We start from the raw sequence: 21,123 nt of genomic DNA, 5'->3' as shown, positions 1-21,123 counted from the left end.
TTCTGCGACGTCGCTACGCATAGGCCCGAAGCGGCACTCGGTGTACGCTTGGCCAATCCTTGCTGTGGAGTTGCACCGTGTCTGCTGCCTCATCCCTTGCTGCGCAGATTGCCCTGATCGAGAAGAAGCGGGCAGTGCTGCTTGGCCTGACCCAACTGGTGATCAGCCTTGAGCGACTGCATAGCTCGCTGGAGGCGGTGTTGCTGCTGGGTGGCAGCCGTTTGCAGTTGTCCACCTCGGAGCTGCGCTCGGTGGAAGTGATTCGCCAGCGGGTGCGTAATCTCAGCGATGCCGAACTGCGCGCCGCGGTGTTCAATCTCGATGGTCTGGTCAGCGATAGCCTGCTCAACCTCAGTCGTCTGGCTTTGCAGCTGGTGGATGATCCGCAGGTACAGCTGGATCAGCTGGAGTCCATCCATCCGCAGGTCAATACCTTCAACCGCAATGCGCGTACCGCCATCGCCCTGCGTGCCCTGCTGGCCAAGCGTGGCGAGGTGGTGGCTGCCCTGCACCTGCCGCTGCCGCGCCTTGCCATCCAGCAGCGTCTGCAGCAGGTCGATGCTCGCGAGCAGGTGATTCGCCAGCAGGTGTGCACCCACATCACCGGCATGCGCGGCGATGTCGCCCAACTGCTGGCCAATCCGGCGTGCTCGGACGCGCAGCGCGCGATGTACCAGGCTCTGGATCAGTCCCTGGCGGAAAACCTGGCACATATCCAGGCCGGCCTCAGCCTCAGCGAGTTGCCGGTAGCCATCGAGGATATCGAGGTGGCGGAGGCCGCACCGGCTCATGGCGACGACAGCCGCGAGGCGGAGTTGCCAGCAGCGCCTGTGCCGTCGGTGACCAGCGAGGCTCCTGAGAAGGAGGAAGCCGGCCTGTTGCCGCGCGTACGTGATTGGCTGAATGCGCCTTGGAACTCCGGGCGCAAGCGCGATTAATTGTTTGTCAGGGCTTTAGCAGCTGTTCACGACTCAGCCACAGCTCGGCGCGTTGCAGGGGTGTGTCCGGCGGCAGCAGCGGGTTATCCAGCTCGATCAGCTGGCGCTCACTCAGGCGTGCGCGCTGCAGGGCGTCCCCGTAATGGGTGTAGAACAGACGATCGAACGAGCCGTCGGTCAACGCCTGCTCCAGGCCGCTTTGTAGTTCGTCGGCCAGGCGCGTATTGCCTGGGCTGACGAAGAAGTACGAGGCCGTCGGATAGACCAGCAGCAGGTGACGATCGATTTCCAGGCGGGCGTTCTGCGGCTGCGCCGCCTCGTCCCAGATTTCCAGCAGGGAGCGCGGGAAGTACTCGAAGCGACCGGCTTCAAGCATGCGGAACAGACTGGGGTAACTGGCGCTGGTAATGACCGGCAGGCCGTTGTGGGCGAGGATCTGGCTGTCCGGCCAGTCATGCCCCTGGCCGGCACGCAGCCTGTGCAGGGCCTGGCGATCATGGATGGCGCCGAGAGGCGTGCGCGCCTGTTTCTTGACCAGGGCCAGGCGCCAGCCGAGCAGGCCTTTGTCCAACGGGATGCGGATCGGCAGCAGCTGGGTTTCGCGTTCGCGGCTGGTCATGGCCCACACCACATCAACGCTGCGGCCCAGCTGCAGCTCGCGCAGTGCGCGGCGCTGCTCCATGTAATGCTCGGAAGGTTGCAGACGCAGGTGGCTGCCGGCCTTGTCCAGCGTCAGTTGCAGCAGCGCCATGATGTAGCTGTTGCGCTGCTCGTGGCCTGGCAGTGGCCGTGGGTAGCGCAGGCTGTGGTCGGCCAGGGCGTGGCTGGCCGGCTGCAGAAGCAGGATCAGCAGGGCAACAGCGAGGCAGCGGGTTAGACCTGTGTGCACGTGGCCAGATCCTTGGCGTGGGGCGAGTGGTGCAGTATGCCCGGGCCGCTTCGGCGCGGCCTTGGCCGTGGCGCCGGTCAGCCGCGCTGGCGCAGGGTCAGACCCTTGAGGAACTTGCGCAGCAACTGGTCGCCGCACGGCCGGTAGTTGTGGTGGCCGGGCTTGCGGAACAGGGCGCTGAGTTCGGGCTTGGACAGCGGAAACTCGGCGGCGTCGAGGATGGCGTGCATGTCCTCTTCCTTGAGTTCAAAGGCCACGCGCAGTTTCTTCAGGATGGTGTTGTTGCTCAACGGCAGTTCCAGCGGCTGTGGCGCACGGCTGTCGTCGCGCCCGCGGCGATGGACGATCAGACCGTCGAGTACATCGGCCAGCACCTCGTCGCTGCAGGGCTGAAAACCCTCTTCGTCGTCATTGCGCAGGTAAGCGGCGATGGCTTCCGTGCTGATGTTGGCATCGGCCAACTGGGCGATGGCGGCCAGTTCGGCGTCAGTAATGTCGAGCAGGTAGCGCAGGCTGCGCAGAGTATCGTTGGGAAGCATGCAGGTGTCCTGGAAAAGGCGCTGAAGCGAAAAATGGGGTAGCGAAAGTTGGGCGCGTAAAGGTCAGAAGCGCTCGTTGGCGCCAAGGTAGCGCCACTGGCCGACCGGCAGCTTGCCCATGGCCACGCCGCCGATACGGATGCGCTTCATCGCCGTGACCTTGAGTCCGACGCTGTCACACAGGCGCACGATAATTGCCGGGCTGGGGTTCTTCAGGGCGATGCGCAGGTGGGTTTCGTTCTGCCAGCTGGCCTTGACCTTGGGCAGCACCTCACCGCGGATGGTTTGCACCTGACCCAGACGCTTGAGGCCGTCGGTGGCGATCTGGCCGATGACTTCGACGATGTATTCCTGTTCCAGCTTGGCCGCATCGTCGTTGAGCTTACGCAGCGTGCGCCAGTCCTGGGTGAACACCAGCAGGCCGCTGGCACCGGCCTGCAGCGGCAGGCAGGTCTGCTGGCGGGCGAAGTGGCTTTTCAGCGTGCGCACATCGCTGGCTTGTTCGGCCCAGCGGCTCTCTGGGGTGATCAGGCCAAGGGCCTGTTCGGAATGCTGCGCGGGCGGCTGGTTGAGCAGCAGGGTGACCGGATCGCTCGGCGCGGCCACGGCGTCGGGCAGCAGTTCGACCTTTTGTGCCTGCACCATGAACTGCGGCGCATCGACCACCACGCCATCCACCGTGACCCAGCCACCCTCGATGTACAGCTCCGCCTCGCGGCGCGAGCAGCCGAGCAGTTCGACCAGGCGTTTGGACAGGCGGATGGCTTCAGACATGGTGATGACCTGGAAAAAGGGCAGCCATTGTACCCGGCCGGGACAGTCCCTGCCGGGCTTATCGTCAGGCGGTCACGCTGGCGCGCAGGAACTGGCCGAAGCCGCGCTGCTGGCCGAGCTGCTCGTTGAACTGCTCGCCATCGAACGCCAACTGACCGTTGATCAGCACGGCGCGCACGGCATCGCCACGGTTGACCATGCGTTGCAGGCCGCCGAAGGCCTCCATCGGCGCCTCGTGGTACTGGCTCAGGCTGTCGTCCAGGCGAGTCGGGTCGACCACCACCACATCGGCACGCCGGTCCAGTTGCAGGGTGCCGGCATCGACGCCGAACCACTGCCCCAGTTCGCCGGTGACACGCCACACCGCCTGTTCCAGCGGCATCACCGGCTGGCCGCGCTGCTCAGCATCGCGCACCAGCTTGAGCAGGCGCAGGGCGAAGTTGTAGAAGGCCATGTTGCGGATATGGGCGCCGGAGTCGGCAAAGCCGATCAGTGTGCTGGGTTCGGCCACCAGTTTTTCCACCACCTCGGGGCGGTGGTTGGCGATCACCGTGCGCCAGCGCAGGTGCGGTCCGTGCTCGACCAGCAGATCGAGGAACAGGTCGCCGGGATGCTTGCTGCGCGCTCTGGCCAGCTCGCCGACGCTGTGGCCGACCACGCTGGCATCCGGGCAGGCGACTATCCAGGCATCGTCGAAATCGCGGTGCCAGACGCGCGGGCCGAAGCGCTTGTCGACGTCTTCACGGAAGCGCCGGCGGTAGTCGCTGTCCTTGAACAGTTCGCTGCGCAGGTCGTGGCTGGCCAGGTGCAGGGCGGCCTCGCCGGCGGGAAACTCCTCGAACACCACGAATTCCATGCCGTCGGCATAGGTTTCGAAGGGCACCGGCAGGGTCTGCCAGCGGAAGTCGCCCTGGCCCAGACGGTTGAACCAGCGGGTCAGTGGGCCGAGCAGCCTGGCCAGCCAGGGATCGGTCTTGACGTCCATCAGGGTGATCAGCGTGGTCTTCAGTGGCTTGCGCAGGAACAGGCCGAGGCTGGCCCAGAGAAAGGCCAGCACGTTGTATTTGGTCACCAGATTCGGCGCGCCCTGATGGATGCGCCCGCGGCGTCGCAGCACCCGGTTGAGGGCGGCGTATTCGCGCCACGGCGCGTACACCGAGGGCAGCGACTTGGAGCGCTCGCGCTCGCCGTCGAGCTTGTCCCAGGGGTTGGTCATGCTCGACAGACCAAGCAGACCCTCGTCGAGGGCTTCATCCAGCAACTGCTGCATGCGCTGCAGTTCGCTGGCGCTGGGCCGGATGTTGGCATCCACCGCACGGCTCAGGCCCATCACCGCCACGCGCAGATCGGAGTGGCCGAGGAAGGAGGCCACGTTCGGGCCCAGCGGATGGCGGTCGAGGAAATCGGCATATTCACGGGCGCTGGACCACTGCTTGTGTTCGCGCAGCAGCGGCAATACGTGCTCGCGTGGCACCGACTCGACGCGTGTGAACAGGTCCGAGCAGTCCTCGGGTGCCGACAGCACCATGCTTATCGAGCAGCTGCCGATCATCACCGTGGTCACGCCGTGGCGCACCGATTCCTTGAGCGCCGGGGCGGCCACCAGTTCGGCGTCGTAGTGGGTGTGCATGTCGATGAAGCCGGGCATGACCCAGCAGCCCTGGGCGTCGATCACCTGCGGGCAGCCCTGGGTGTCCAGCGGCTCGCTGCTGAGGGTGACCAGCTTGCCGTCGCGGATACCCAGATGGCGCAGCGCGCCGGGGTTGCCCAGGCCGTCGAAGAACAGACCGTTGTTGATCACGACGTCGAACATGCGTGGCGCTCCCCCATAGTTGTACGAACGTACAAGCATAGGGTGGCGCTGGCCGATGACCAGCGGCAAAGTGGCACAGCTGGCGGCTGATTCGGTCAGCCACCGGGCAGGAGGTTTTTCAGGGGGCTTCAGGCTGGTTGGCGCAGGTAACGCTCGGCCTTGATTTCCGGCAGGTCCTGGCGGCGCAGGTAGAGGCGCAGCGGCTCGCTGATCTGCAGGCGGTCATCGACGTTCTGCTCGATCAGCAGCTGCAGGCGCTCGCGGCTGAGGGTCATCAGGTTGCCCAGCAGCGGCTTCCAGACGAATTCGCAGGCCGGAACGATGCGGTCGTCGGGAACATCCTTGCCGAAGGAGTCCTCGCTGAAGCGGACGATGTACTGGCCGGTCTTGGCGTTGTAACCAACCAGGCCCTGCAGCTGGTCGGCGGCGGCACAAATGGTGGCGGAGGTGATGCTCATGGCGGGTCCTCTGGATGACTGATCAGGCATGCTAGAGAGGCATCACGGGCAAACCTTGAGCCGGATCAATAAGCCGCGCGTTGCCGCCTGCGGCGCGGCGTCGCGCCGGCTGTCAGAGCAGGTGCTTAGCGCGGGCAGAGGGCCAGATCGATCGGCCCCACATGCGGGTTGCCCCAGCCCATCACGCAGGCCAGTTGCTGGTTGCGCTGCCGTTCCCAGGTGCTGACCGGGTACTGCCGGCTCCAGGCGCTGAACAGCTGGCGTTCCTGCTGGGACAGGCGCAGCGCATAGCGGTCGCTCATGTAGAAATAGGTGCGGGCGATGATGCCGCGCACCTTGGCCCGGGGCATGGCCTTGCGGGCCTTGAAGTCGACCACCATTGGGCAGGCGCCGTACTGCGTGGGGGGTTGCGGCAGCCAGGCGAAGCGGTAGTTGCTGCGGTCGCCGTTGACCTCGCCGATGCTCGGCACCAGGTTGAACAGGTCGGCCTCGGCGCGCTGGTAGACCCGGTCGCTGCGCGCGCAATGCTGCCGGCCGCCGTCCTGCCAGCACTGGCGCTGATGGCCGATGACCCAGGCCGGGACTATGTGTTCCCACTCGATGCGGGCGGCGCGCTTGCCGTTCTTGCGTGGCACGTAGCCGCAGCTGGCCAGGTCGACGCGGTTGCCCTGGTAGCGGCAGCCGCAATAGAACTCCACCGACTGCGGCGCGTACAGGCGCCAGGCGATCTTCTTGGCTTCGTTGAAGGTGCGCGGCGGGGTGGCCTGCGCCGGGTAACAGGGCCCCAGACTGCCGATCAGCAGGGTAAGGAGCAGGAGGTAACGCGAGGGCATCTACGGCATCCCGGCAAAAGCGCCGCATCATAGCTGTGTGCGGGGGGTTGCCAAGGCCTCAGTGCAGACTTGAGGAGGCTGTGCCGTGCAGGTTCTGGGCGCTGCTGAGGCGTTCCAGCTCGCGGCGCACCATGCTGGCGAACTCTGGCGGCTTGAGTGCATACAGCTCGGTGGCGACCCAGGCCAGCCAGCGCGGGCCGAGGGGCTCGCGCTGTTCCAGCAGGCGCAGCGCTTCGGCGCGGGCGCGCACGGCGTGCTCCTGATGGAATTGCTGACGGCTCACGACTTACTGAGCGTCCAGGCCGACGTAGACGTTCTGCACGTCGTCGTGGTTGTCCAGGGCTTCGAGGAAGGCTTCGACTTCTTCCAGTTCGGCGCCTGACAGGCTGACCGGGTTCTTCGCCTTGTAGCCGAGCTTGGCCGAGTGTACGGCGAAGCCGAACTCCGGCAGCGCCTTGCTCACGGCGTCCAGGTCGGTCGGCTCGGTGTAGAACATCGCCAGGCCGTCTTCACCGGCGGCTTCGAAGTCCTGGGCGCCGGCTTCGATGGCGGCCAGTTCGACGTCGGAATCGGCGCCGGTCGCTTCGGCCTCGATCATGCCGAGGTGATCGAAGTCCCAGGCCACGGAGCCGGCGGCACCCATCTGGCCCTTGCGGAACAGCACGCGGATTTCCGCCACGGTGCGGTTGATGTTGTCGGTCAGGCACTCGACGATCAGCGGCACGCGGTGCGGAGCAAAACCTTCGTACAGGGTACGCTCGAAGTTGACCACTTCGCCGGACTGGCCGGAGCCTTTCTTGATCGCGCGCTCCAGGGTGTCCTTGGGCATCGAGGCCTTCTTGGCCTGGTGCACGGCCAGACGCAGGCGCGGGTTCATGTCCGGATCGGCGCCGTTACGCGCGGCGACCATGATTTCTTTCACCAGTTTGCCGAAGATCTTTCCTCTGGCGTTGGCGGCGGCTTCTTTCGGTTTGGCTTTCCACTGGGCGCCCATGGCGTTTCTCTCGCTGACTTCATCTGGAAGCACAAAGCCCTGTGCTTTGCGCGGGATTCAGGGGGCAGATTCTAGCGAGGTTGGCGCCGGCTGGCACCCGGCAAAGCGAGTGGGGAGGAGATGGTGCGGTGACGCCGGGCCGCCGGCGTCACCGCGGGCTGTTTCAATGGGTGGAATGGCTGCCCAGCAGGGTCTGGTTCTGCTTCTTCTCGCGCTTGGCCATGCGCTTGTCGTGGGCCGATTTCAGCGGCTTTTTCTTGGCTTCCTTGTGGGAGTCCTGGCTTTTGCTCATGGTTGCGATCCTCGGGGTAAGGGTGGTTGGGCTACACAGTTCACAACCATGGGCACCTCCAAGGCGGCAACGGCCAACACAGGCTGGTTCTGTCAGCGTAGCCCCGCTGGGTGGCTGTGGCGGGCCGCGGGACGGACGGTGGGGGTAGGCCAGTCCAGTACGCGTCAGTTCAGGTGCAGGCCGATAGCCAGCAGTACTGGCAGGAGCAGGGTCATGGCGACGTTGGCGGTCATGGCCGGCAGCAGGGCCGGGATCTGCAGCTGTGCCTCATGGCAGCGCCTGGCGGTCCACAGGGCCAGAGGGGCGAGCAGCAGGCTCAGCGCCACGCCGGACGGGCACAGACCAAACAGAGCCAGGAGTGCCGGCAGCAGCAGGGCCAGGGTCCACTGCAGGCCGAGCACGATGAGGATGGCGTGCGGACTCAGGCACATGGGCAGGGTCAGGCGACCGACCTGGCGGTCGGCGTCGATATCCGGCAACTGGTTGAGCAGCAGCAGGTTGTTGCCGAGAAACAGCGGCGCCAGGCTGAGCAGCATGGCTGAGGCGCTGGTTTGCCCGCTCAGAGCCAACTGGCCGCCGATCAGCATCAGCGGGCCGAAGGCCAGGCCTGGGGCGAACAGGCACAGCCAGGGCTTGCGGGTCAGCCAGGGAGTGTAGGCGAGGATCAGCGCGCAGCCGAGACCGCCGATCAGCAGCAGCGCCGGCCAGGCCGGGCTGGTGAGAACGAAATAGGCGCCGATTGAGAGGGTCACCGCCAGGCTGAGAATACCCAGCCACAGCGCGGCACCGAGCAGTTGCGGGTTGCCGGGCAGAGTGCCGCTGCCGCCGCTGAAGGGCGTGCGCTGCGTGCTGAGGTCGAGGCCGCTGCGAAAGTCGTGGTGTTCGTTGAAGGCGTTGACGCTGACATGCGCGGCCAGCGCCGCCAGCAGCACCAGCAGCGCTTCGCCGAGAAATTCGGCGCTCATGCCGTGGCCAGGCCAGGCCAGGGCGACGGCCAGCAGCACGGTATTCAGACTGAGCAGAAGGAAGGGGCCTCGGGCTATGCCGAGCAGGGCCGAGAGCGGAGGCATGCGGTTCCCATCGAGCGATTAGCGGGATGGTAGGCGGCTGCCTGCGAGCCTGTCCAGAGTCGGCCGCCGGCTTTTGCGGCGGGTCTGATGCAGGTCACGCCAGAGTGTTTCGGCATGCAACAAATTCCCCCCAAGTGCGCCGACATGACGTAGGCTGAAATTGTCGCAGGGGTAATTCGCGACACTTCAGTTGTTTGGTTGAATAAGGAATGCCGTATGCAAATCCAGGTTCACAGTGACAACCATATCGATGGCAGTGCCCGTCTGGCTGATTGGGTCAGCACCTGTGTTGCCAGCAAATTCGAACGTTATGACGAGGATTTGACCCGCGTTGTCGTGCACCTCAACGATGAGAACGCGCACAAGGCAGGCGCCAGTGACAAGCGCTGCCAGATCGAGGCGCGGCCCAAGGGCCAGGCGCCGATTTCCGTAACCCACAAGGCCGAGTCGCTGGAGTTCGCCCTCGATGGCGCTCTGGAAAAACTCGGCCATGCTCTCGACCACCAGATGGGCAAGCTGCGTACCAAGCGCGCCGCGGCCCTGCGTGAGGAGGGTGAGGCTGTCGGCAATGCCGACCAGCTGCTGGAAGAAGACTTCCTCGCCGATGAACTGATCCGTACCGCCTGATTGTTCAGGCCATAAAAAAACCGCCGGTGGCGCGAGCCCCGGCGGTTTTTTCATGCCCGGCATTTAACCGGGGCCGGCAATCAGTCCTGACGGCTGGTGACTTCCAGCAGGTGGTAACCGAACTGGGTTTTCACCGGGCCCTGAACCACACCGACCGGGGCGCTGAACACCACGGCGTCGAATTCCTTGACCATCTGGCCGCGGCCGAACGAGCCGAGGTCGCCGCCCTGGCGGCTGGACGGGCAGGTGGAGTTGTCCTTGGCGACCTGGGCGAAGTCGGCACCGGCTTCGATGGCAGCTTTCAGTTCGTTGCACTTGGCTTCAGTGGCAACCAGGATGTGACGGGCAGTGGCACGGGCCATGGGATGACTCCTTGAATGAACGGGGATGGGGCAAGCAAAGGCGCACAGCCTAGCGCAATCGCCGGGGGATTCAACCGCGCAGGCTGTGCGGACTTGTCCGCGGGTCTGGTGCCGCTGCTCGCCGCGGCAGGCTACCTCTGCATCGGCAGCCTGTTTGTGCACTGGGCTCTGCCCGCGAGCCGCGCAATCAAGCATCATGGCGGCATTCAACCGAGGAGGTGGTCATGCGTGTGAGTTCTGTTGCCGTTGCCTGGCTGGCGGGGCTGTTGGGGGGCGCGGCGGCGTGCAGTGCCAGTGCCGCGGAAGAGGCTCAGCTGATTGCGGCGATCAATGCCTACCGCAGCCAGGTGCAGCTGTGCGCCGGTCAGGGCAGTGGAGAACTGCCGCCGTTGACCAGCGATATCCGCCTGGCTTTGCCGGTCGGTGCCGGCGGTGATCTGCAGGCGCAACTCAATGCCACGGCCTACCCGATGATGCGGGTGCAGTCGATAAACCTGTCCGGCCCGCGCGAGGCGCAGACGGCGCTCAAGGCGCTGAGCGAGAGTTTCTGCAAGGTGCTGCTTGACCCGCAGTTCGTCGATATCGGCGTCAGCCGGGTCGACCGCGACTGGCGCATCGTCCTGGCGCGGCCGCTGCTGGCCGGCAAACTGGGCGACTGGCAGGCCGAAGGGCAGAAGCTGCTGGAGGCGATCAATACGGCGCGGGCCCAGGCCCGTCAGTGCGGCACTCAGGCCTTCGCGGCCAGCGCGCCGCTGAGCTGGAATGCCACTCTGGGCAGTGTGGCCGAGGCCCATAGCCGCTCCATGGCTAACGGCAACTACTTCAGCCACAAGGACCGCGATGGCCGCACGCCAGGCGACCGGGCCGAGCTGGGCGGCTACAGCGGTATGCAGATCGGCGAGAGCATCGCCGCCGGCCTCGACACCCCGCGGCGCGTGGTCGATGGCTGGCTGGCCAGCCCCGGTCACTGCGCCACCCTGATGAACCCGCAGTTCCGTGAGCTGGGCTCGGCCTATGCGACCGATCCCAAGAGCGACGCGGGTATCTACTGGACGGCCCTGTTCGGCGCGCCATGATGATCCAGGTATCAGCTGTACAGGAAATCCGGCCCCGGGTGCTCGGCGCCGGCATCGGCCCCCACTTCTTGTTTGATCAGGTCGTTGAGACGGGTGTTCAGTTGCTCGATCAGAGGCCGATGCTGTTCCGGCTGGTAGGCTAGGTTGTTGAGCTCATGCGGATCCTGAACTGTGTCGTACAGCTCCAGATCATTGCGGGTCAGAAGCGTGTCGAAGTCGTCTGGCCGGTGATGGTCTGAAGGCGCAAAGTAGCGGGCGAACTTATAGCGGCCATCATGAATGCCGCGAAGCAGGGCTCGATTATGCAGCGATGGGCCAAGCTGAAGCTGACTCAGGGATTGAGCAATCATGGCCCATGGGGTGACCTGATCGTGGTTGCGAAGGATGGCTTCGGTAAACTCAGGATCCACGTACATGGTCACGCCGTAGTTGAACAGGTGGCCGCGCCGGTCGCGCAGTGACTGGCGCGAGTTCCCGCCAATGCTCTCTGCCAGACTGACCCCGGCCAGTTGCGGGTAGCGTTCCTGCTGGCTTGCCGGGTCCAGCCCGGCCAGCTCCAGGAGGGTGGGCACAATGTCGATCGTTGAGCCGAGTGCTTCGCTGCTGAAGCCCTGGCTGATATCCGGATGTCTCACAATAAAGTTTACCCGGGTGTTCTCCTTGTACATGTGCGGTCCCTTTTGGCGCAGCCGGTGTGCGCCGGCCATTTCACCGTGGTCCGCCGTCAGGATCACTACCGTATTGTCCAGTTGACCGGTTTTCTCCAGTGCCAGCAGTACCTGCTCGATGTTTTGGTCAACGTCCCGGACGCAGTTGAAGTAGTAGCTCTGCAGGCCGCGCCAGGCTGCTTCGTCTTCCAGAGTTCCGTACAGATGGTTGCACAAGGATGCATCGGCTCGTTGCGCCCAGGGCTTCTGTGACAGATCGTCATGGTAGAAGCTCTCAGGCAGTGGCAGATCCCAGTGCTTTTCGTATAGGCCTGTTTGCGGTCCTGGGCTGATAGGCCCCATCAGATAGCGGCGCAGCCGTGACTGTTCCTGGCGGAGCCCGGAGCTGTAGAACATGATGTCATGGGGGTTCACGAAGTTGACGGCCAGAAACCACGGTTGCTCGTCGTCACGGTGACGATACAGCCATTCGGCAGTGTCACTCGCCGTCACCTTGTCGAAGGTGAAGCCGGTCATCAGTGAACCATGGGGATCTCCGTTGAGGTTGTAGTCGGCGAAGCCGTAAGGCTGCAGCGCCTCACGGGTGGGTTCAGCCACGCCATAGGTCAGGTTGTCCGTATGGTGTATGGGGGAAAGATGCCATTTCCCCTTGTAGGCAGTCAGATAGCCCTGTTCGCGCAGCAGATGTCCTAACGTAGGGATGTCGGGTGACAGCTCGCGAAAGGGTGGCAGTCCCAGATTGGCGGTGATGCCCGTATGCTGGGTGTGCTGACCGGTGAACAGCACCGAGCGGGAAGGTGAGCAGGGTGTTGTGTTGACATGAAAGTTGCCCAGACTGACGCCACGAGCAAGTAGCCGTTCGTGCCCCGGCAGTGGGATGCTCTCAGGCAGGTCTCGATGGGCCTGTTGCTGGTCGGTGACAATCAGCAGCAGATTGGGGCGTTTGCCGGCGCGCTTCTGCGCCGCGGGACCAAGGCGGGCGAGGCCGGCGGCTGGCAGTATGCCGGCCCATTTCAGCAGATCACGACGCTGCATGCTCAGTGCTCCTGTCTTGTCAGGCCTGGCATTTGCCAGTGACCATTGAGAATACTGTCCTGCGGCCAGTAGAGCCGTGCGGTGAGGCTGAACGTGCCCTGGGTGGGGATAGGCAGCCAGTTGGGGCGATGTTCTTGAGCAGGTGGTTCGGATTGCAGATACAGGTCCAGTGAGCCGTCTGGGTTGTGCTGCAGTGGATCGCGGTCGCCGAGGGCGTAGCGGTTTTCAGGATTGGCAATCAGAAAGCCATCACTGTCGTAGGCGGTGATCGACCAGAAGGCCTTGACCGGAGGGAGTTGTCCGGTCGCAAAATGCAGGCGATATCGCCGTCCCCCCTGAAGTGTTTCCCCGTGCATGTCCTCCGTGGCATTGAGGTACACCGCATCAGCTGCGAGATTGGCGCCAAAACCGACCATGGACACTACGGCGCGCAGACCATAGTCGGTGCCGTATGCGCCAATGTTCATCGGCGGTTGTCGCCAGCCAGTGAGTCCGCCTTTCTGCTGGATAAGCCCGTTGCGCATTTCCCGTTCAGCCAGCCAGATGCCCAGTGCAGCTGCGCAGCGTCGTAACAAACTCCAGTGCTCAACAGGGGAAGCGGCGTTGACTCCCAGTTGTTGAAGATTCTCAATGGCAGGTGCATCTGCAGCGGCCGGAGGGTTGTCTGCCAGCAGTGCCGATAGCCGGGTGAAAAACTGTTCGGCACTCATGTTGCGCATCTGATACAGCGGAGGCTCCTGAGGGCTTACGGTGCGGCGCATGATCTGCCCAGGAACCTGGTGTCCGGCCTTCCAGTCGCCCAGGCTGGAGAGCCTCAACTGCTGCTGGATCGTATGCACGGCAGGGTAGTCACTGCTTCCGTTGGTCTGAATGCGGCTGAGCATCCAGGCCAGCCGTGTGGGGGCACGCAACAGTTGCATGCCCGCAGGCACCTCACCCTGCCAGTGCGGTCCGGCCAGCAGAAGCTGCTGTGCTTCCCGACCGCTGGTTCGTGGGCCGAGGCTGGCGAACACATTGCTCCAGCCATCGAGTAGCTGAATCAGTTGATAGCGCTCGGTCGCCGGTATCTGGAGCACCCAGGGCCCCTGCTGCATATCCAGCCAGGCCAGTGAGTAGAGGGTGTCGACATTGGGTCGCACAACCTCCCGGAAGCTGGCATCCGGAAAGGCCGGAACATGCACCAGTTGGTTGAGTGGGGCCATGTCTCGACTGAAACTGTCCTGGGTCAGGGCGCTGAGCACCAGCGGGTAGCCGTACACATAGCTGAGTCCGGCCAGGCGAATGGTGTCGCGTTGCATGTAGATCAGTGAGGCACAGCCCAGCGAGGTAAATATGATGGCCACCATCGAGCGGATGGCCCAGCGCTTGAGCACGGGCATCACTCAGCGACCCCAGCGGCGCAGTGCGCCGGGTTCATAGTCAGCCTTGCTGGCGGGTACATTGAACTGAATGGCTCCGCGCTCCATGTTGGTCATGCCGCTGACAAGGTATTGTCCGCTGGCCAGATCATGAATGCTCTCCATTGCGCCCCAGGGGATCTGGTGCGAGTAAAAGTTCATGGCATAGCCCAGTGAAACTCGCCATAAGCTGCCGCGGCTGTCGTAGTGATCAGCCAGCCCAATCTGCCAGCTGTCTTCGTCGATGAAGAAAGTGCGCTTGCTGTAGACGTGACGCTGCCCCGGCTTGAGCCTGCCCTCGATCACCCACACCCGATGTTTTTCAAAGCGCAGCCGCTGCGGGTTCAGGTGTCCCTGCTGCAGCAGTTGTTCGTAAGACTGGCCCCGAGCGTAGAGCTGGTAGCTGTTGTAGGGCAGTAGCAGTTCCCGCTTGCCCAGCAGCGTCCAGTCGTAACGGTCAGGCGCGCCATTGAACATGTCCATGTTGTCGGCGGTTTTCAGACCAGAGCTGTTGGTGCCGGGGCTGTCGTAGGCGAGGGTCGGAGCCCGGCGAACGCGGCGCTGGCCGGCATTGTAAACCCAGGCCCGGCGGGGTTCCTTCACCTGATCAAGGGTTTCATGGACCAGGTAGATATTGCCGGCCGCCATGGCTGGTTCAAGCGTCTTGGCCTTATAGAGGAACAACAGGTTGTCGTCTGCCTGCAGATCGCTGATGGAGGGAGCGAAATTCACGTGGGTCTCGACCCGGTACCGGGCGTTATCCCCATTACGTTGTACCAGCGCCTGATTGGAAATGGCCCGGATGCTGTCGCCCCGGTAGCGGGCGATATGATTCCACAAAACCTCCAGTGCGCTGGCCGGTACGGGGAAGGGGATACCCTGGCGGTAATGCAGCAGACCATTGCCCTCGTTGGCCAGTGTGGTCTTGCGGGCATTTTCGGCGGTGGCCTGGTACAGCGGCTCAGGGTAGGAGGCGCTGCGGCGTGAGGGGTATACCTGCAGGTAGAAACTCTGCGGGTGGTGTTTGAGTAGCGCCTGCAGGCCCGGGCTGAGGAGGTTGGTGTACTGCGACAGATTACCGTTATCGACCCGGTAAAGCGGTTGATCGGCACTGAAGGGATCAGTCAGGCTGCCGTCTTTGTGCAGTGCCTCTGGTTTGGCCGGCAAACCGCCATCCCAGGCAGGAATGCTGCCATCGGCGCTGGCGGCCTTCTCGGCACCCAACGGAGTCAGGTCCTGACCTAGACGGGCTGCCTGGTCTTCGGTAACGGCAGCCAGCAGTGCAGAGCTGCAGAGCGACAAGGCAAGCAAGCAGTAGCGAAACATAAACGAACTCCTTAGAAACTCAGGCTGATGCTGGCAGCCACATAGTCACGGTCGTCGACCGTGCTGTAGTCGTTGCTGCCAAAGAAACTGGTCCAGCTCAGGTTGGCTTTGTAGCGGTCCCGGTAGACCAGTTGCAGACCTAGACTTGAGGCCATCTGGCCCTCTTCGAACGGGCCAGCGGGCTGGTAGGAATAACCTTCGACGTCATGCCGGAAGGCCAGGGAAGGGCTGATCACTGTTCCGGGTAGAACATCGCTGTAATCCAGCTGTGCCAGCAGCCGGTAACCCCAGGAGTTGGTCGTGACGTAACCATCCTGTGAGCAGTAACGGCGAGTCACCGAGGGGCTGCTGTTGCAGGCTCCACCGCCGACCGGTGTACCCGGTCCGAGCAGCGAGGAGCGGCCGAAACGCAGTGAGTTGAGGTTGCCGATGTGTACCTGTCCCACTTCGCCGACCAGCCGCAACTGTTCGGCGCCCAGGATCTGACTGAAGAAACGGCTGAGCGTGAGCTGAGACTGAGTCACCGGCAGCCGCTGGTAACCCTGAACATCCTCTCCGTAGTTGTCCGGATTGCTCATGCCTCCAGGCAGCAGAACAGCCGTGGCCGGACTGCCAGCCTGCAGCAGTGCCGCCGCGTAGAGGTCGTTGACGTTGATCTGCACCGGCAGGTTCGGCCGGTGACTGATCTCTCCGGATACGGCCAGGCCGTTATCAAGGCTGGTATTGAAGCTGACACCGTAGAGACGAATGTCTTCCGGGTAGACGGCCCGGTAGCGTGCACCCTCGATAAACACCGGCTGGCCGGCCAGATAGCGGCCGGTGAAAAAGTCGGCCGCAGGCCCCGGCGAGCCGATCGCATAGACCTGTGGGTTGGCGGCCGTCGCGCTGGTGTACACGAAGCGGGCATGGTAATTCAGCGCGTACAGGCCGAACTCGGTGTCGTTTAGCCAGTCCGCGTAGTAACGCAGGGCAATGCCAAACTGACCGCTATCATCCGGCAGTTCATCAGCACTGCGCTTCATCACGGTATTGGCGCCCACGGGGACACCGTTACCAGTGCCATTTAGCTGTTCGGCCTCGGGGAGCAGGGCTGAGGTGTAGACGGGCGAGCAGCCCGGCTGGATTGCATCGGTGATGGCAAAGAAGGTGCCACAGCCATCGATTACGGAGGGGCGCCAGTTGTACTGGTAGAAACCCTCGACACTGACGCCTCCCCCCAGTTCATAGCTGGCCTGGAGCATTTCAACAGGCAGCAGACCTTCTTTGATTTCCACCCCGGGTCGGTTGAAGGCACTCTGATCCAGAGGGCTGATGGCATTGATGCCGCCCTGGATGAAGGTGCTTTCGCCCCAGCTCAGTGCCTGGCGGCCCAATCGCAGGTCCAGTGGCCGCTCGGCCACATCGGTACTGGCGAACAGGTAGCTGTCCAGCCAGCTGAAACCCTTGAACCGGGCGAGTGATGGGTAACCGCTGTCATCAAAGTCGCGGAATTGACCATTTTTGGTTTCCAGCCAGTGGTCGTACCAGTACTTAGCTGATACGCGCAGGCCGATGTTGCCGTACTCCAGATCCAGTTCGCTCAGGCCCTTGTAGGGGTTGGCTATCACATCCCCCTGCTTGAAATTGAGCCGGCCGTTATCGGCATTGGGGCCGACACCACGTCCGCCACTCTGACCAGTCCTCTCACCATCGGGGCCGGTGTATAGCGTCGCGTCGGGCGCCTCGGTGCTCAGGCTGAGGCCTGCGCTCATCGTGGTGTCGAGTTTTCCGGTGACTTCGCCGTCAAGCAGTTCGAAGGTGAATGCCGTTGCTGTGGAGCTGCCAAGCAAGGCGGCAGGCAATAGGCTCAGGACTAGGCAGGGGTTAGGCATATGAGTCGCTCCGTTCTAGTTTTTGTTGGAGTGAGTGCAGCCTGTGTGAAATTGTCTGATAATTCCAATGCATCTTTGTTGGCTAATTAATGCGTGGACTGCATGAGCGATTTGCGTCAACTTCGTCATTTTGTGGCATTAGCCGAGCACGGCCATTTCGCCCGAGCCGCCGAAGCGGTACATCTTAGCCAGCCGGCCTTCAGCCGCAGTATTCAGGGCCTGGAGGGAAGTTTGGGGTGTGTGCTGGTTGACCGACATAGCCGAGGCATCAGCTTGACTGCTCATGGCCGGCTAGTGCTGGAGCATGCCCAGCGCCTGCTGGCCGGTAGCCGTGCGTTGACCAATGCGGTCAGCCAGCTTGGTAATCTGGCTAGTGGTGAGCTGCATCTGGGAGCAGGTCCTTTTCCAGCAGCCCGGTTAGTACCGCGGGTGCTAGGGCGCTTTGCCGAGCTTCATCCTGCAGTGCATTTGCGCTTGCTGATTGATAACTGGCAGCAACTGCGAGAGCGGCTGTTGCAAGGACAGCTTGAGATCTTCGTGGCGGACGTCCGAGAGCTACGTGGGGATCCCCTACTGAGCGTGAACCCCTTGCCCTCATACCCAGGTGTGCTGTTTTGCAGTCCGCAGCATCCGCTTCTGGACTGCCATCCACTGAGGCTGCCGGATGTGTTGGCTTATCCGTTGGCGAGTACTCAGCTGCCTGCCGAGATCAGTCATGCGTTGCGTGCAGTCAGTGGTCGGGAGGCACTGAGTATCGAGTGCGACAACTTTATGGTACTCAAGGAGCTGGTGTCACAGAGTCATGTACTGAGCATCGCCCCCTGGGATGTGGTGGCGCATGATGTCAGTGCCGGTCGGCTGGCAACTCTCCGGCTGGAGGGGGCGCGGATGGCTCAGGGGTCGGCTTATGGCATCGTGACACTGGCCGGACACAGTCTTTCTCCTGGAGCGGCTGAATTGCACCGCCTTCTGCTGAACCAGCAGGATGAGTCCGATTTGCCGATAATGCCCGACTGATCAATGCTCAGTGCAACCGTTCGCTGCTGCAGCGTTCTTCTGCCAGTGCTGCGGCCTGGCGTGCCAGCTGATCGAGCAGGCGGTCGCGTTTGCGTTCCGCGTCGCTCATGGCCTTGTTGCCGTGCTGCTTGAGCAGGTAGGCGTGAATCTGCCGGACTTCCTTGGACTGGAAGATCGGCGCCAGGTCCTGCACCGCCACACCGCCGTCCGACGCCCGGTTACGGGTATTCATCAGCACCTGCGGCCCGCGTGCGCCGAGCACGGCAAAGCCCATGGCCTCGAACACCGGCACTTGGCTGGCCACGCAGGCCAGTGCGGCATGGGGATGCAGCAGGATCATCCGCTGCAGCATGGTGCGGGCAATGCCCCGGCGGCGATGGCTGGCCTGCACGGCCAGATAGACCAGGGTGCAGGCCTCGGGGTCGTCCGGGCTGGGCAGGTAGAGGGAAAAGCCGAGCACCTGCGACGGGTCCTCGTCATCCAGGGCGAGGATCAGCCGGGCGCTGCCGGCGTCGCTGCCCATGGCCTGCAGGTACAGGTGCACCTCGAAACCGATCACGTACTGATACAGCTGGTACAGCGGGTTGCTCGGCGTCAGCGGCGCGGGGCTGATGTCGCTGAAGTAGTCGACCACCATCTGCAGCACCTGGCTTTTCAGCGATTCGGGCGGCGGGGTGGTGAGGTGGGTGAGGGTGAACATCGAGAGTCTGGCTCCGGGCATGCTCGACGGGGCATCGGCGTGGCGCCATTGTAACGTCCGTCTGGCGCGACCGCCCCCCGGCCCATGGCGCCGTCTGGCTGGGCTATCATGCGCGCCCTCATCCATGCCGGTTAACACCTTCAGGTCGCCATGTCCGTCAACGCCCTTTATACCGACCTGTCCGGTTACTACGACCTGATGTGCGCCGACATCGACTACCAGGCGCAGAGCCACTGCATTCACCGCCTGCAGCAGCTGTTCGGCAATGGCGGCGCCCGTCATCTGGACATGGCCTGTGGCACCGGCCCGCATATCCGTCACTTCATCGACGCGGGTTATGCCAGCAGCGGGCTGGACATCAACCAGCCGATGCTTGATCTCGCGGCTATTCGCTGTCCCGAGGCGCAGTTTTCCCTGCAGGACATGTGCGCGTTCAGCGTGGCCGAGCCGCTGGACCTGATTACCTGCTTTCTGTACTCGATTCACTACAGCGCCGGCATCGAGCGTCTGAAAGCTTGTGTGGCCAGCGTGCATGCGGCGCTGAACAGCCAGGGCGTGTTCTGCTTCAACGCGGTGGACCGGGAGCGGATTGATAACGCGCTGTCGGTGACGCACAGCGTGCAGCACGAGGGCAGCCAGTTCACCTTCAGTTCCGGCTGGCATTACCCCGGCGTGGGCGAGCGGCAGTCATTGCAGTTGCGCATTGAAAAGGCCACGGGCGATGAAACGCAGGTTTGGCGGGACGAGCATCCGATGGTGGCGGTGAGCTTTGCCGAGTTGCAGGCGGTGTTGCGGCCTTACTTCGAGGTGCATGTGTTCGAGCATGACTACGAGAAGATCATTCCCTGGGATCAGGCTTCGGGGAATGCCATTTTTGTCTGCGTGAAGCTCTAGCCGGGCGCCGCCTGTGTAAGCGCAAGCCTGGCGTGGGGCTGTTGAAGTCAGCGGGCAGAAGAGGGGAGAAAGCGGTGAAGCCCCGGGGGTGAGGCTTCACCGAAACGACGGACCTGCCGACCGTCGATCAGGAGCAAGCGATAACGCGATCAGAAGGTCTTGCTGACACCCAGCACGGCGGTGGCGCTGCAGTAGCTGTCTTTGCCCCAGAAGCCGGCGCAGTCTTCGTCATCGATGTTGGTGTCGATGTAGCTGAGCGACCAGTCCATGCCGAGCATGGTCTTGCTGACTTTGACTTCCCAGTCGTTGTAGCTGTCGTCGCTGAAGTTGTCGAACAGCGGGTCCTTGTAATCGGCGTTGCCGTAATTGACGAACAGCGAGATGTCCTGCGGCAGGGCGAAGGTGTAGCCCAGGCTGTTGTACCAGAACACTTCTTCTTCGAAGACGTTGGTCGAGTAGTAGCTCTGCCACTTGGCACCGTATGCATCCAGCACGGCGTAGCGTTCGCTGTAGTTGGCGCTGCTCTGACCCGGGTACATGTACTGGATGTAGCCGACGTTCAGCTTGAGGTCTTCGTTGAAGGTGTGCAGGTAGCCCACATAGGCGCGTTGCTCGGTGCCGGCTTCATTGGCCGGGACGCCATAGTCGCCGTCTTCGAAGTCGACGTTGGAAATCCAGCCACCGGCATACAGTCCGCTGCTGTGGAACAGTGTGGCCTGGCCTTGAACGGCGGGGTTTTCCTTGGTCTGCGAGACACCGAACAGGCGGTAGTCGCTCAGTGCGCTGGCGGTGAGGTAGAGGCTGAAGTCTTCATTCAACTGCACGGCCTGGCTTGCACCCCAGGGGGCCAGCAACAGGCTGGTCAGTCCGACTTTCAGGACGTTTTTCATAGCATTACCTTTTGTTGTTGTTAGAAAACGCTATGCCCCGGGAGTAGTTCGATCTTTGCCATGGCGCGGGTTGTGGCGTGCCGGTATGGAGGTGATCTGGGGCTTTGGCGTTTTTATACAGAGCCGGCAGGCACCGCAGAACTAGTAAAAAATGAAGGTGCCGTTCGGTTTTGCCGAATGCTGTTTGGGGGGATTGGATGGGGTCATGCGCCGCTGCTGGTTGTTCAGCTGGCTTAGGCATGGGGCTGCCCCGTTGGCTATTACATGTGCCGCTGCTGATTATCGAACTTGCTGAGGCAGTGGTTCCGCCCTGCTGGGCGGGTTCCTTTTGGCATTGCCCCAAAAGGAACCAAAAGGTCTAGCCCCCGACATCCGACCTCGCCTGCGGCGAGGTTCCCTCACTCCATCATTGCTCCAGGGGCCGGCGTACAAGGGCCGTCCTGGCCCTTTACGCCTCTCGCCGCCTCCATGCGGCTCGCTCCCTTCCACAACGATTCCGTTCGGCCTCCTGAAGGGGGCGTTTGGCGCCGCCTGAAGGCTCGTTGTCTGAATCCCTCTCCCGCTGGCGGGAGAGGGCAGGGTGAGGGTGGTGCCGGTCAGCCCCTCACCCCAACCCTCTCCCCGACGGGGAGAGGGAGAGAAAGGCAAAACAACAAAACC

General features: G+C 63.1%; 22 protein-coding genes. 5 read left to right on the top strand and 17 right to left on the bottom strand.

The features are described from left to right. Positions 1 to 77 precede the first annotated feature (77 nt). Entirely contained in the window at positions 78 to 938 is an 861-nt protein-coding gene (locus HNP49_RS10960) for a hypothetical protein (protein WP_184683194.1), read from the top strand. Positions 939 to 945: 7 nt separating this feature from the next. Here HNP49_RS10960 and HNP49_RS10955 read toward each other — a convergent pair whose 3' ends face one another. The 10 genes from HNP49_RS10955 to HNP49_RS10915 all read right to left on the bottom strand — a co-directional run bounded on the left by HNP49_RS10955 (position 946) and on the right by HNP49_RS10915 (position 8,600). Further along, complete coding sequence (locus tag HNP49_RS10955) at positions 946 to 1,827, bottom strand: transporter substrate-binding domain-containing protein (RefSeq protein WP_221445183.1); 882 nt, start codon at positions 1,825 to 1,827, stop codon at positions 946 to 948. Positions 1,828 to 1,904: 77 nt separating this feature from the next. After that, the gene (locus HNP49_RS10950) at positions 1,905 to 2,366 is read right to left on the bottom strand and encodes a DUF1456 family protein (protein WP_184683192.1); all 462 of its coding nucleotides are present in this window, start codon (positions 2,364 to 2,366) and stop codon (positions 1,905 to 1,907) included. Between the two features lie 63 nt (positions 2,367 to 2,429). Then, positions 2,430 to 3,140, bottom strand: a complete 711-nt coding sequence (locus HNP49_RS10945) for an rRNA pseudouridine synthase (protein WP_184683190.1) — start codon at positions 3,138 to 3,140, stop codon at positions 2,430 to 2,432. Between the two features lie 64 nt (positions 3,141 to 3,204). After that, positions 3,205 to 4,953 carry an amidohydrolase family protein gene (locus tag HNP49_RS10940; RefSeq protein ID WP_184683188.1) on the bottom strand — a complete coding sequence of 583 codons (1,749 nt, stop codon included), beginning with the start codon at positions 4,951 to 4,953 and terminating at the stop codon, positions 3,205 to 3,207. A 128-nt stretch (positions 4,954 to 5,081) separates the two neighbouring features. Next, positions 5,082 to 5,411 (bottom strand): DUF2025 family protein, encoded by a 330-nt coding sequence (locus HNP49_RS10935; protein WP_184683186.1) that lies wholly within the window; start codon positions 5,409 to 5,411, stop codon positions 5,082 to 5,084. 125 nt (positions 5,412 to 5,536) lie between these two features. Next, on the bottom strand, positions 5,537 to 6,244 hold the full coding sequence (locus HNP49_RS10930; protein WP_184683184.1) for an endonuclease: 708 nt from the start codon (positions 6,242 to 6,244) through the stop codon (positions 5,537 to 5,539). Between the two features lie 58 nt (positions 6,245 to 6,302). Next, positions 6,303 to 6,527, bottom strand: coding sequence for a hypothetical protein (locus HNP49_RS10925; protein WP_184683182.1), 225 nt, complete (start codon positions 6,525 to 6,527; stop codon positions 6,303 to 6,305). A gap of 3 nt (positions 6,528 to 6,530) precedes the next feature. Next, positions 6,531 to 7,238 (bottom strand): YebC/PmpR family DNA-binding transcriptional regulator, encoded by a 708-nt coding sequence (locus HNP49_RS10920; RefSeq protein ID WP_184683180.1) that lies wholly within the window; start codon positions 7,236 to 7,238, stop codon positions 6,531 to 6,533. Positions 7,239 to 7,401: 163 nt separating this feature from the next. Beyond that, on the bottom strand, positions 7,402 to 7,530 hold the full coding sequence (locus HNP49_RS18655) for a hypothetical protein (RefSeq protein WP_260407137.1): 129 nt from the start codon (positions 7,528 to 7,530) through the stop codon (positions 7,402 to 7,404). A 164-nt stretch (positions 7,531 to 7,694) separates the two neighbouring features. Continuing rightward, entirely contained in the window at positions 7,695 to 8,600 is a 906-nt protein-coding gene (locus HNP49_RS10915; RefSeq protein ID WP_184683178.1) for a prenyltransferase, read from the bottom strand. A 216-nt stretch (positions 8,601 to 8,816) separates the two neighbouring features. On the opposite strand from HNP49_RS10915, the gene HNP49_RS10910 reads away from it, so the two are divergent. Then, positions 8,817 to 9,227, top strand: coding sequence for an HPF/RaiA family ribosome-associated protein (locus HNP49_RS10910; RefSeq protein WP_184683176.1), 411 nt, complete (start codon positions 8,817 to 8,819; stop codon positions 9,225 to 9,227). 80 nt (positions 9,228 to 9,307) lie between these two features. Here the strand turns inward: HNP49_RS10910 and HNP49_RS10905 are convergent, their stop codons facing one another. Then, positions 9,308 to 9,589 (bottom strand): peptidylprolyl isomerase, encoded by a 282-nt coding sequence (locus HNP49_RS10905; protein WP_184683175.1) that lies wholly within the window; start codon positions 9,587 to 9,589, stop codon positions 9,308 to 9,310. 224 nt (positions 9,590 to 9,813) lie between these two features. Between HNP49_RS10905 and HNP49_RS10900 the strand changes: the two genes are divergently transcribed. Further along, the gene (locus tag HNP49_RS10900; RefSeq protein ID WP_184683173.1) at positions 9,814 to 10,665 is read left to right on the top strand and encodes a CAP domain-containing protein; all 852 of its coding nucleotides are present in this window, start codon (positions 9,814 to 9,816) and stop codon (positions 10,663 to 10,665) included. Between the two features lie 11 nt (positions 10,666 to 10,676). On the opposite strand, the gene HNP49_RS10895 is transcribed toward HNP49_RS10900, so the two are convergent. From HNP49_RS10895 to HNP49_RS10880, 4 genes are read right to left on the bottom strand one after another with little or no spacing between them, the layout of a single operon-like run. Beyond that, entirely contained in the window at positions 10,677 to 12,368 is a 1,692-nt protein-coding gene (locus HNP49_RS10895) for a sulfatase-like hydrolase/transferase (RefSeq protein ID WP_184683172.1), read from the bottom strand. Positions 12,369 to 12,370: 2 nt separating this feature from the next. Next, on the bottom strand, positions 12,371 to 13,741 hold the full coding sequence (locus tag HNP49_RS10890; RefSeq protein ID WP_184683170.1) for a DUF1254 domain-containing protein: 1,371 nt from the start codon (positions 13,739 to 13,741) through the stop codon (positions 12,371 to 12,373). 9 nt (positions 13,742 to 13,750) lie between these two features. Then, the gene (locus HNP49_RS10885) at positions 13,751 to 15,091 is read right to left on the bottom strand and encodes a DUF1329 domain-containing protein (protein WP_184683168.1); all 1,341 of its coding nucleotides are present in this window, start codon (positions 15,089 to 15,091) and stop codon (positions 13,751 to 13,753) included. Positions 15,092 to 15,102: 11 nt separating this feature from the next. Beyond that, positions 15,103 to 16,962: a DUF1302 domain-containing protein gene (locus HNP49_RS10880; protein WP_184683167.1), complete on the bottom strand. Its 1,860-nt coding sequence runs from the start codon at positions 16,960 to 16,962 to the stop codon at positions 15,103 to 15,105. 102 nt (positions 16,963 to 17,064) lie between these two features. On the opposite strand from HNP49_RS10880, the gene HNP49_RS10875 reads away from it, so the two are divergent. After that, positions 17,065 to 17,979, top strand: a complete 915-nt coding sequence (locus HNP49_RS10875; RefSeq protein ID WP_184683165.1) for a LysR family transcriptional regulator — start codon at positions 17,065 to 17,067, stop codon at positions 17,977 to 17,979. 7 nt (positions 17,980 to 17,986) lie between these two features. On the opposite strand, the gene HNP49_RS10870 is transcribed toward HNP49_RS10875, so the two are convergent. After that, positions 17,987 to 18,679, bottom strand: a complete 693-nt coding sequence (locus HNP49_RS10870; RefSeq protein WP_184683163.1) for a GNAT family N-acetyltransferase — start codon at positions 18,677 to 18,679, stop codon at positions 17,987 to 17,989. Between the two features lie 150 nt (positions 18,680 to 18,829). Between HNP49_RS10870 and HNP49_RS10865 the strand changes: the two genes are divergently transcribed. Then, complete coding sequence (locus tag HNP49_RS10865; RefSeq protein ID WP_184683161.1) at positions 18,830 to 19,573, top strand: class I SAM-dependent methyltransferase; 744 nt, start codon at positions 18,830 to 18,832, stop codon at positions 19,571 to 19,573. 149 nt (positions 19,574 to 19,722) lie between these two features. On the opposite strand, the gene HNP49_RS10860 is transcribed toward HNP49_RS10865, so the two are convergent. Next, positions 19,723 to 20,463 carry a TorF family putative porin gene (locus HNP49_RS10860; protein WP_184683160.1) on the bottom strand — a complete coding sequence of 247 codons (741 nt, stop codon included), beginning with the start codon at positions 20,461 to 20,463 and terminating at the stop codon, positions 19,723 to 19,725. Positions 20,464 to 21,123: the final 660 nt, after the last annotated feature.

It is taken from the genome of Pseudomonas fluvialis (assembly GCF_014207935.1).
GTDB classification, from domain to species: Bacteria; Pseudomonadota; Gammaproteobacteria; order Pseudomonadales; family Pseudomonadaceae; genus Aquipseudomonas; species Aquipseudomonas fluvialis_A.
The sequence above is the reverse complement of the archived record's forward strand: the minus strand, read 5'-3'. Positions and strand labels throughout refer to the sequence as shown.

Excerpts from the sequence above, each read along its gene's own strand:
- HNP49_RS10950 (WP_184683192.1), bottom strand. The coding sequence starts at position 2,366 with ATGCTTCCCAACGATACTCTGCGCAGCCTGCGCTACCTGCTCGACATT.
- HNP49_RS10945 (WP_184683190.1), bottom strand. The coding sequence starts at position 3,140 with ATGTCTGAAGCCATCCGCCTGTCCAAACGCCTGGTCGAACTGCTCGGC.
- HNP49_RS10940 (WP_184683188.1), bottom strand. The coding sequence starts at position 4,953 with ATGTTCGACGTCGTGATCAACAACGGTCTGTTCTTCGACGGCCTGGGC.
- HNP49_RS10935 (WP_184683186.1), bottom strand. The coding sequence starts at position 5,411 with ATGAGCATCACCTCCGCCACCATTTGTGCCGCCGCCGACCAGCTGCAG.
- HNP49_RS10930 (WP_184683184.1), bottom strand. The coding sequence starts at position 6,244 with ATGCCCTCGCGTTACCTCCTGCTCCTTACCCTGCTGATCGGCAGTCTG.
- HNP49_RS10920 (WP_184683180.1), bottom strand. The coding sequence starts at position 7,238 with ATGGGCGCCCAGTGGAAAGCCAAACCGAAAGAAGCCGCCGCCAACGCC.
- HNP49_RS18655 (WP_260407137.1), bottom strand. The coding sequence starts at position 7,530 with ATGAGCAAAAGCCAGGACTCCCACAAGGAAGCCAAGAAAAAGCCGCTG.
- HNP49_RS10915 (WP_184683178.1), bottom strand. The coding sequence starts at position 8,600 with ATGCCTCCGCTCTCGGCCCTGCTCGGCATAGCCCGAGGCCCCTTCCTT.
- HNP49_RS10910 (WP_184683176.1), top strand. The coding sequence starts at position 8,817 with ATGCAAATCCAGGTTCACAGTGACAACCATATCGATGGCAGTGCCCGT.
- HNP49_RS10905 (WP_184683175.1), bottom strand. The coding sequence starts at position 9,589 with ATGGCCCGTGCCACTGCCCGTCACATCCTGGTTGCCACTGAAGCCAAG.
- HNP49_RS10900 (WP_184683173.1), top strand. The coding sequence starts at position 9,814 with ATGCGTGTGAGTTCTGTTGCCGTTGCCTGGCTGGCGGGGCTGTTGGGG.
- HNP49_RS10895 (WP_184683172.1), bottom strand. The coding sequence starts at position 12,368 with ATGCAGCGTCGTGATCTGCTGAAATGGGCCGGCATACTGCCAGCCGCC.
- HNP49_RS10885 (WP_184683168.1), bottom strand. The coding sequence starts at position 15,091 with ATGTTTCGCTACTGCTTGCTTGCCTTGTCGCTCTGCAGCTCTGCACTG.
- HNP49_RS10880 (WP_184683167.1), bottom strand. The coding sequence starts at position 16,962 with ATGCCTAACCCCTGCCTAGTCCTGAGCCTATTGCCTGCCGCCTTGCTT.
- HNP49_RS10875 (WP_184683165.1), top strand. The coding sequence starts at position 17,065 with ATGAGCGATTTGCGTCAACTTCGTCATTTTGTGGCATTAGCCGAGCAC.
- HNP49_RS10870 (WP_184683163.1), bottom strand. The coding sequence starts at position 18,679 with ATGTTCACCCTCACCCACCTCACCACCCCGCCGCCCGAATCGCTGAAA.
- HNP49_RS10865 (WP_184683161.1), top strand. The coding sequence starts at position 18,830 with ATGTCCGTCAACGCCCTTTATACCGACCTGTCCGGTTACTACGACCTG.
- HNP49_RS10860 (WP_184683160.1), bottom strand. The coding sequence starts at position 20,463 with ATGAAAAACGTCCTGAAAGTCGGACTGACCAGCCTGTTGCTGGCCCCC.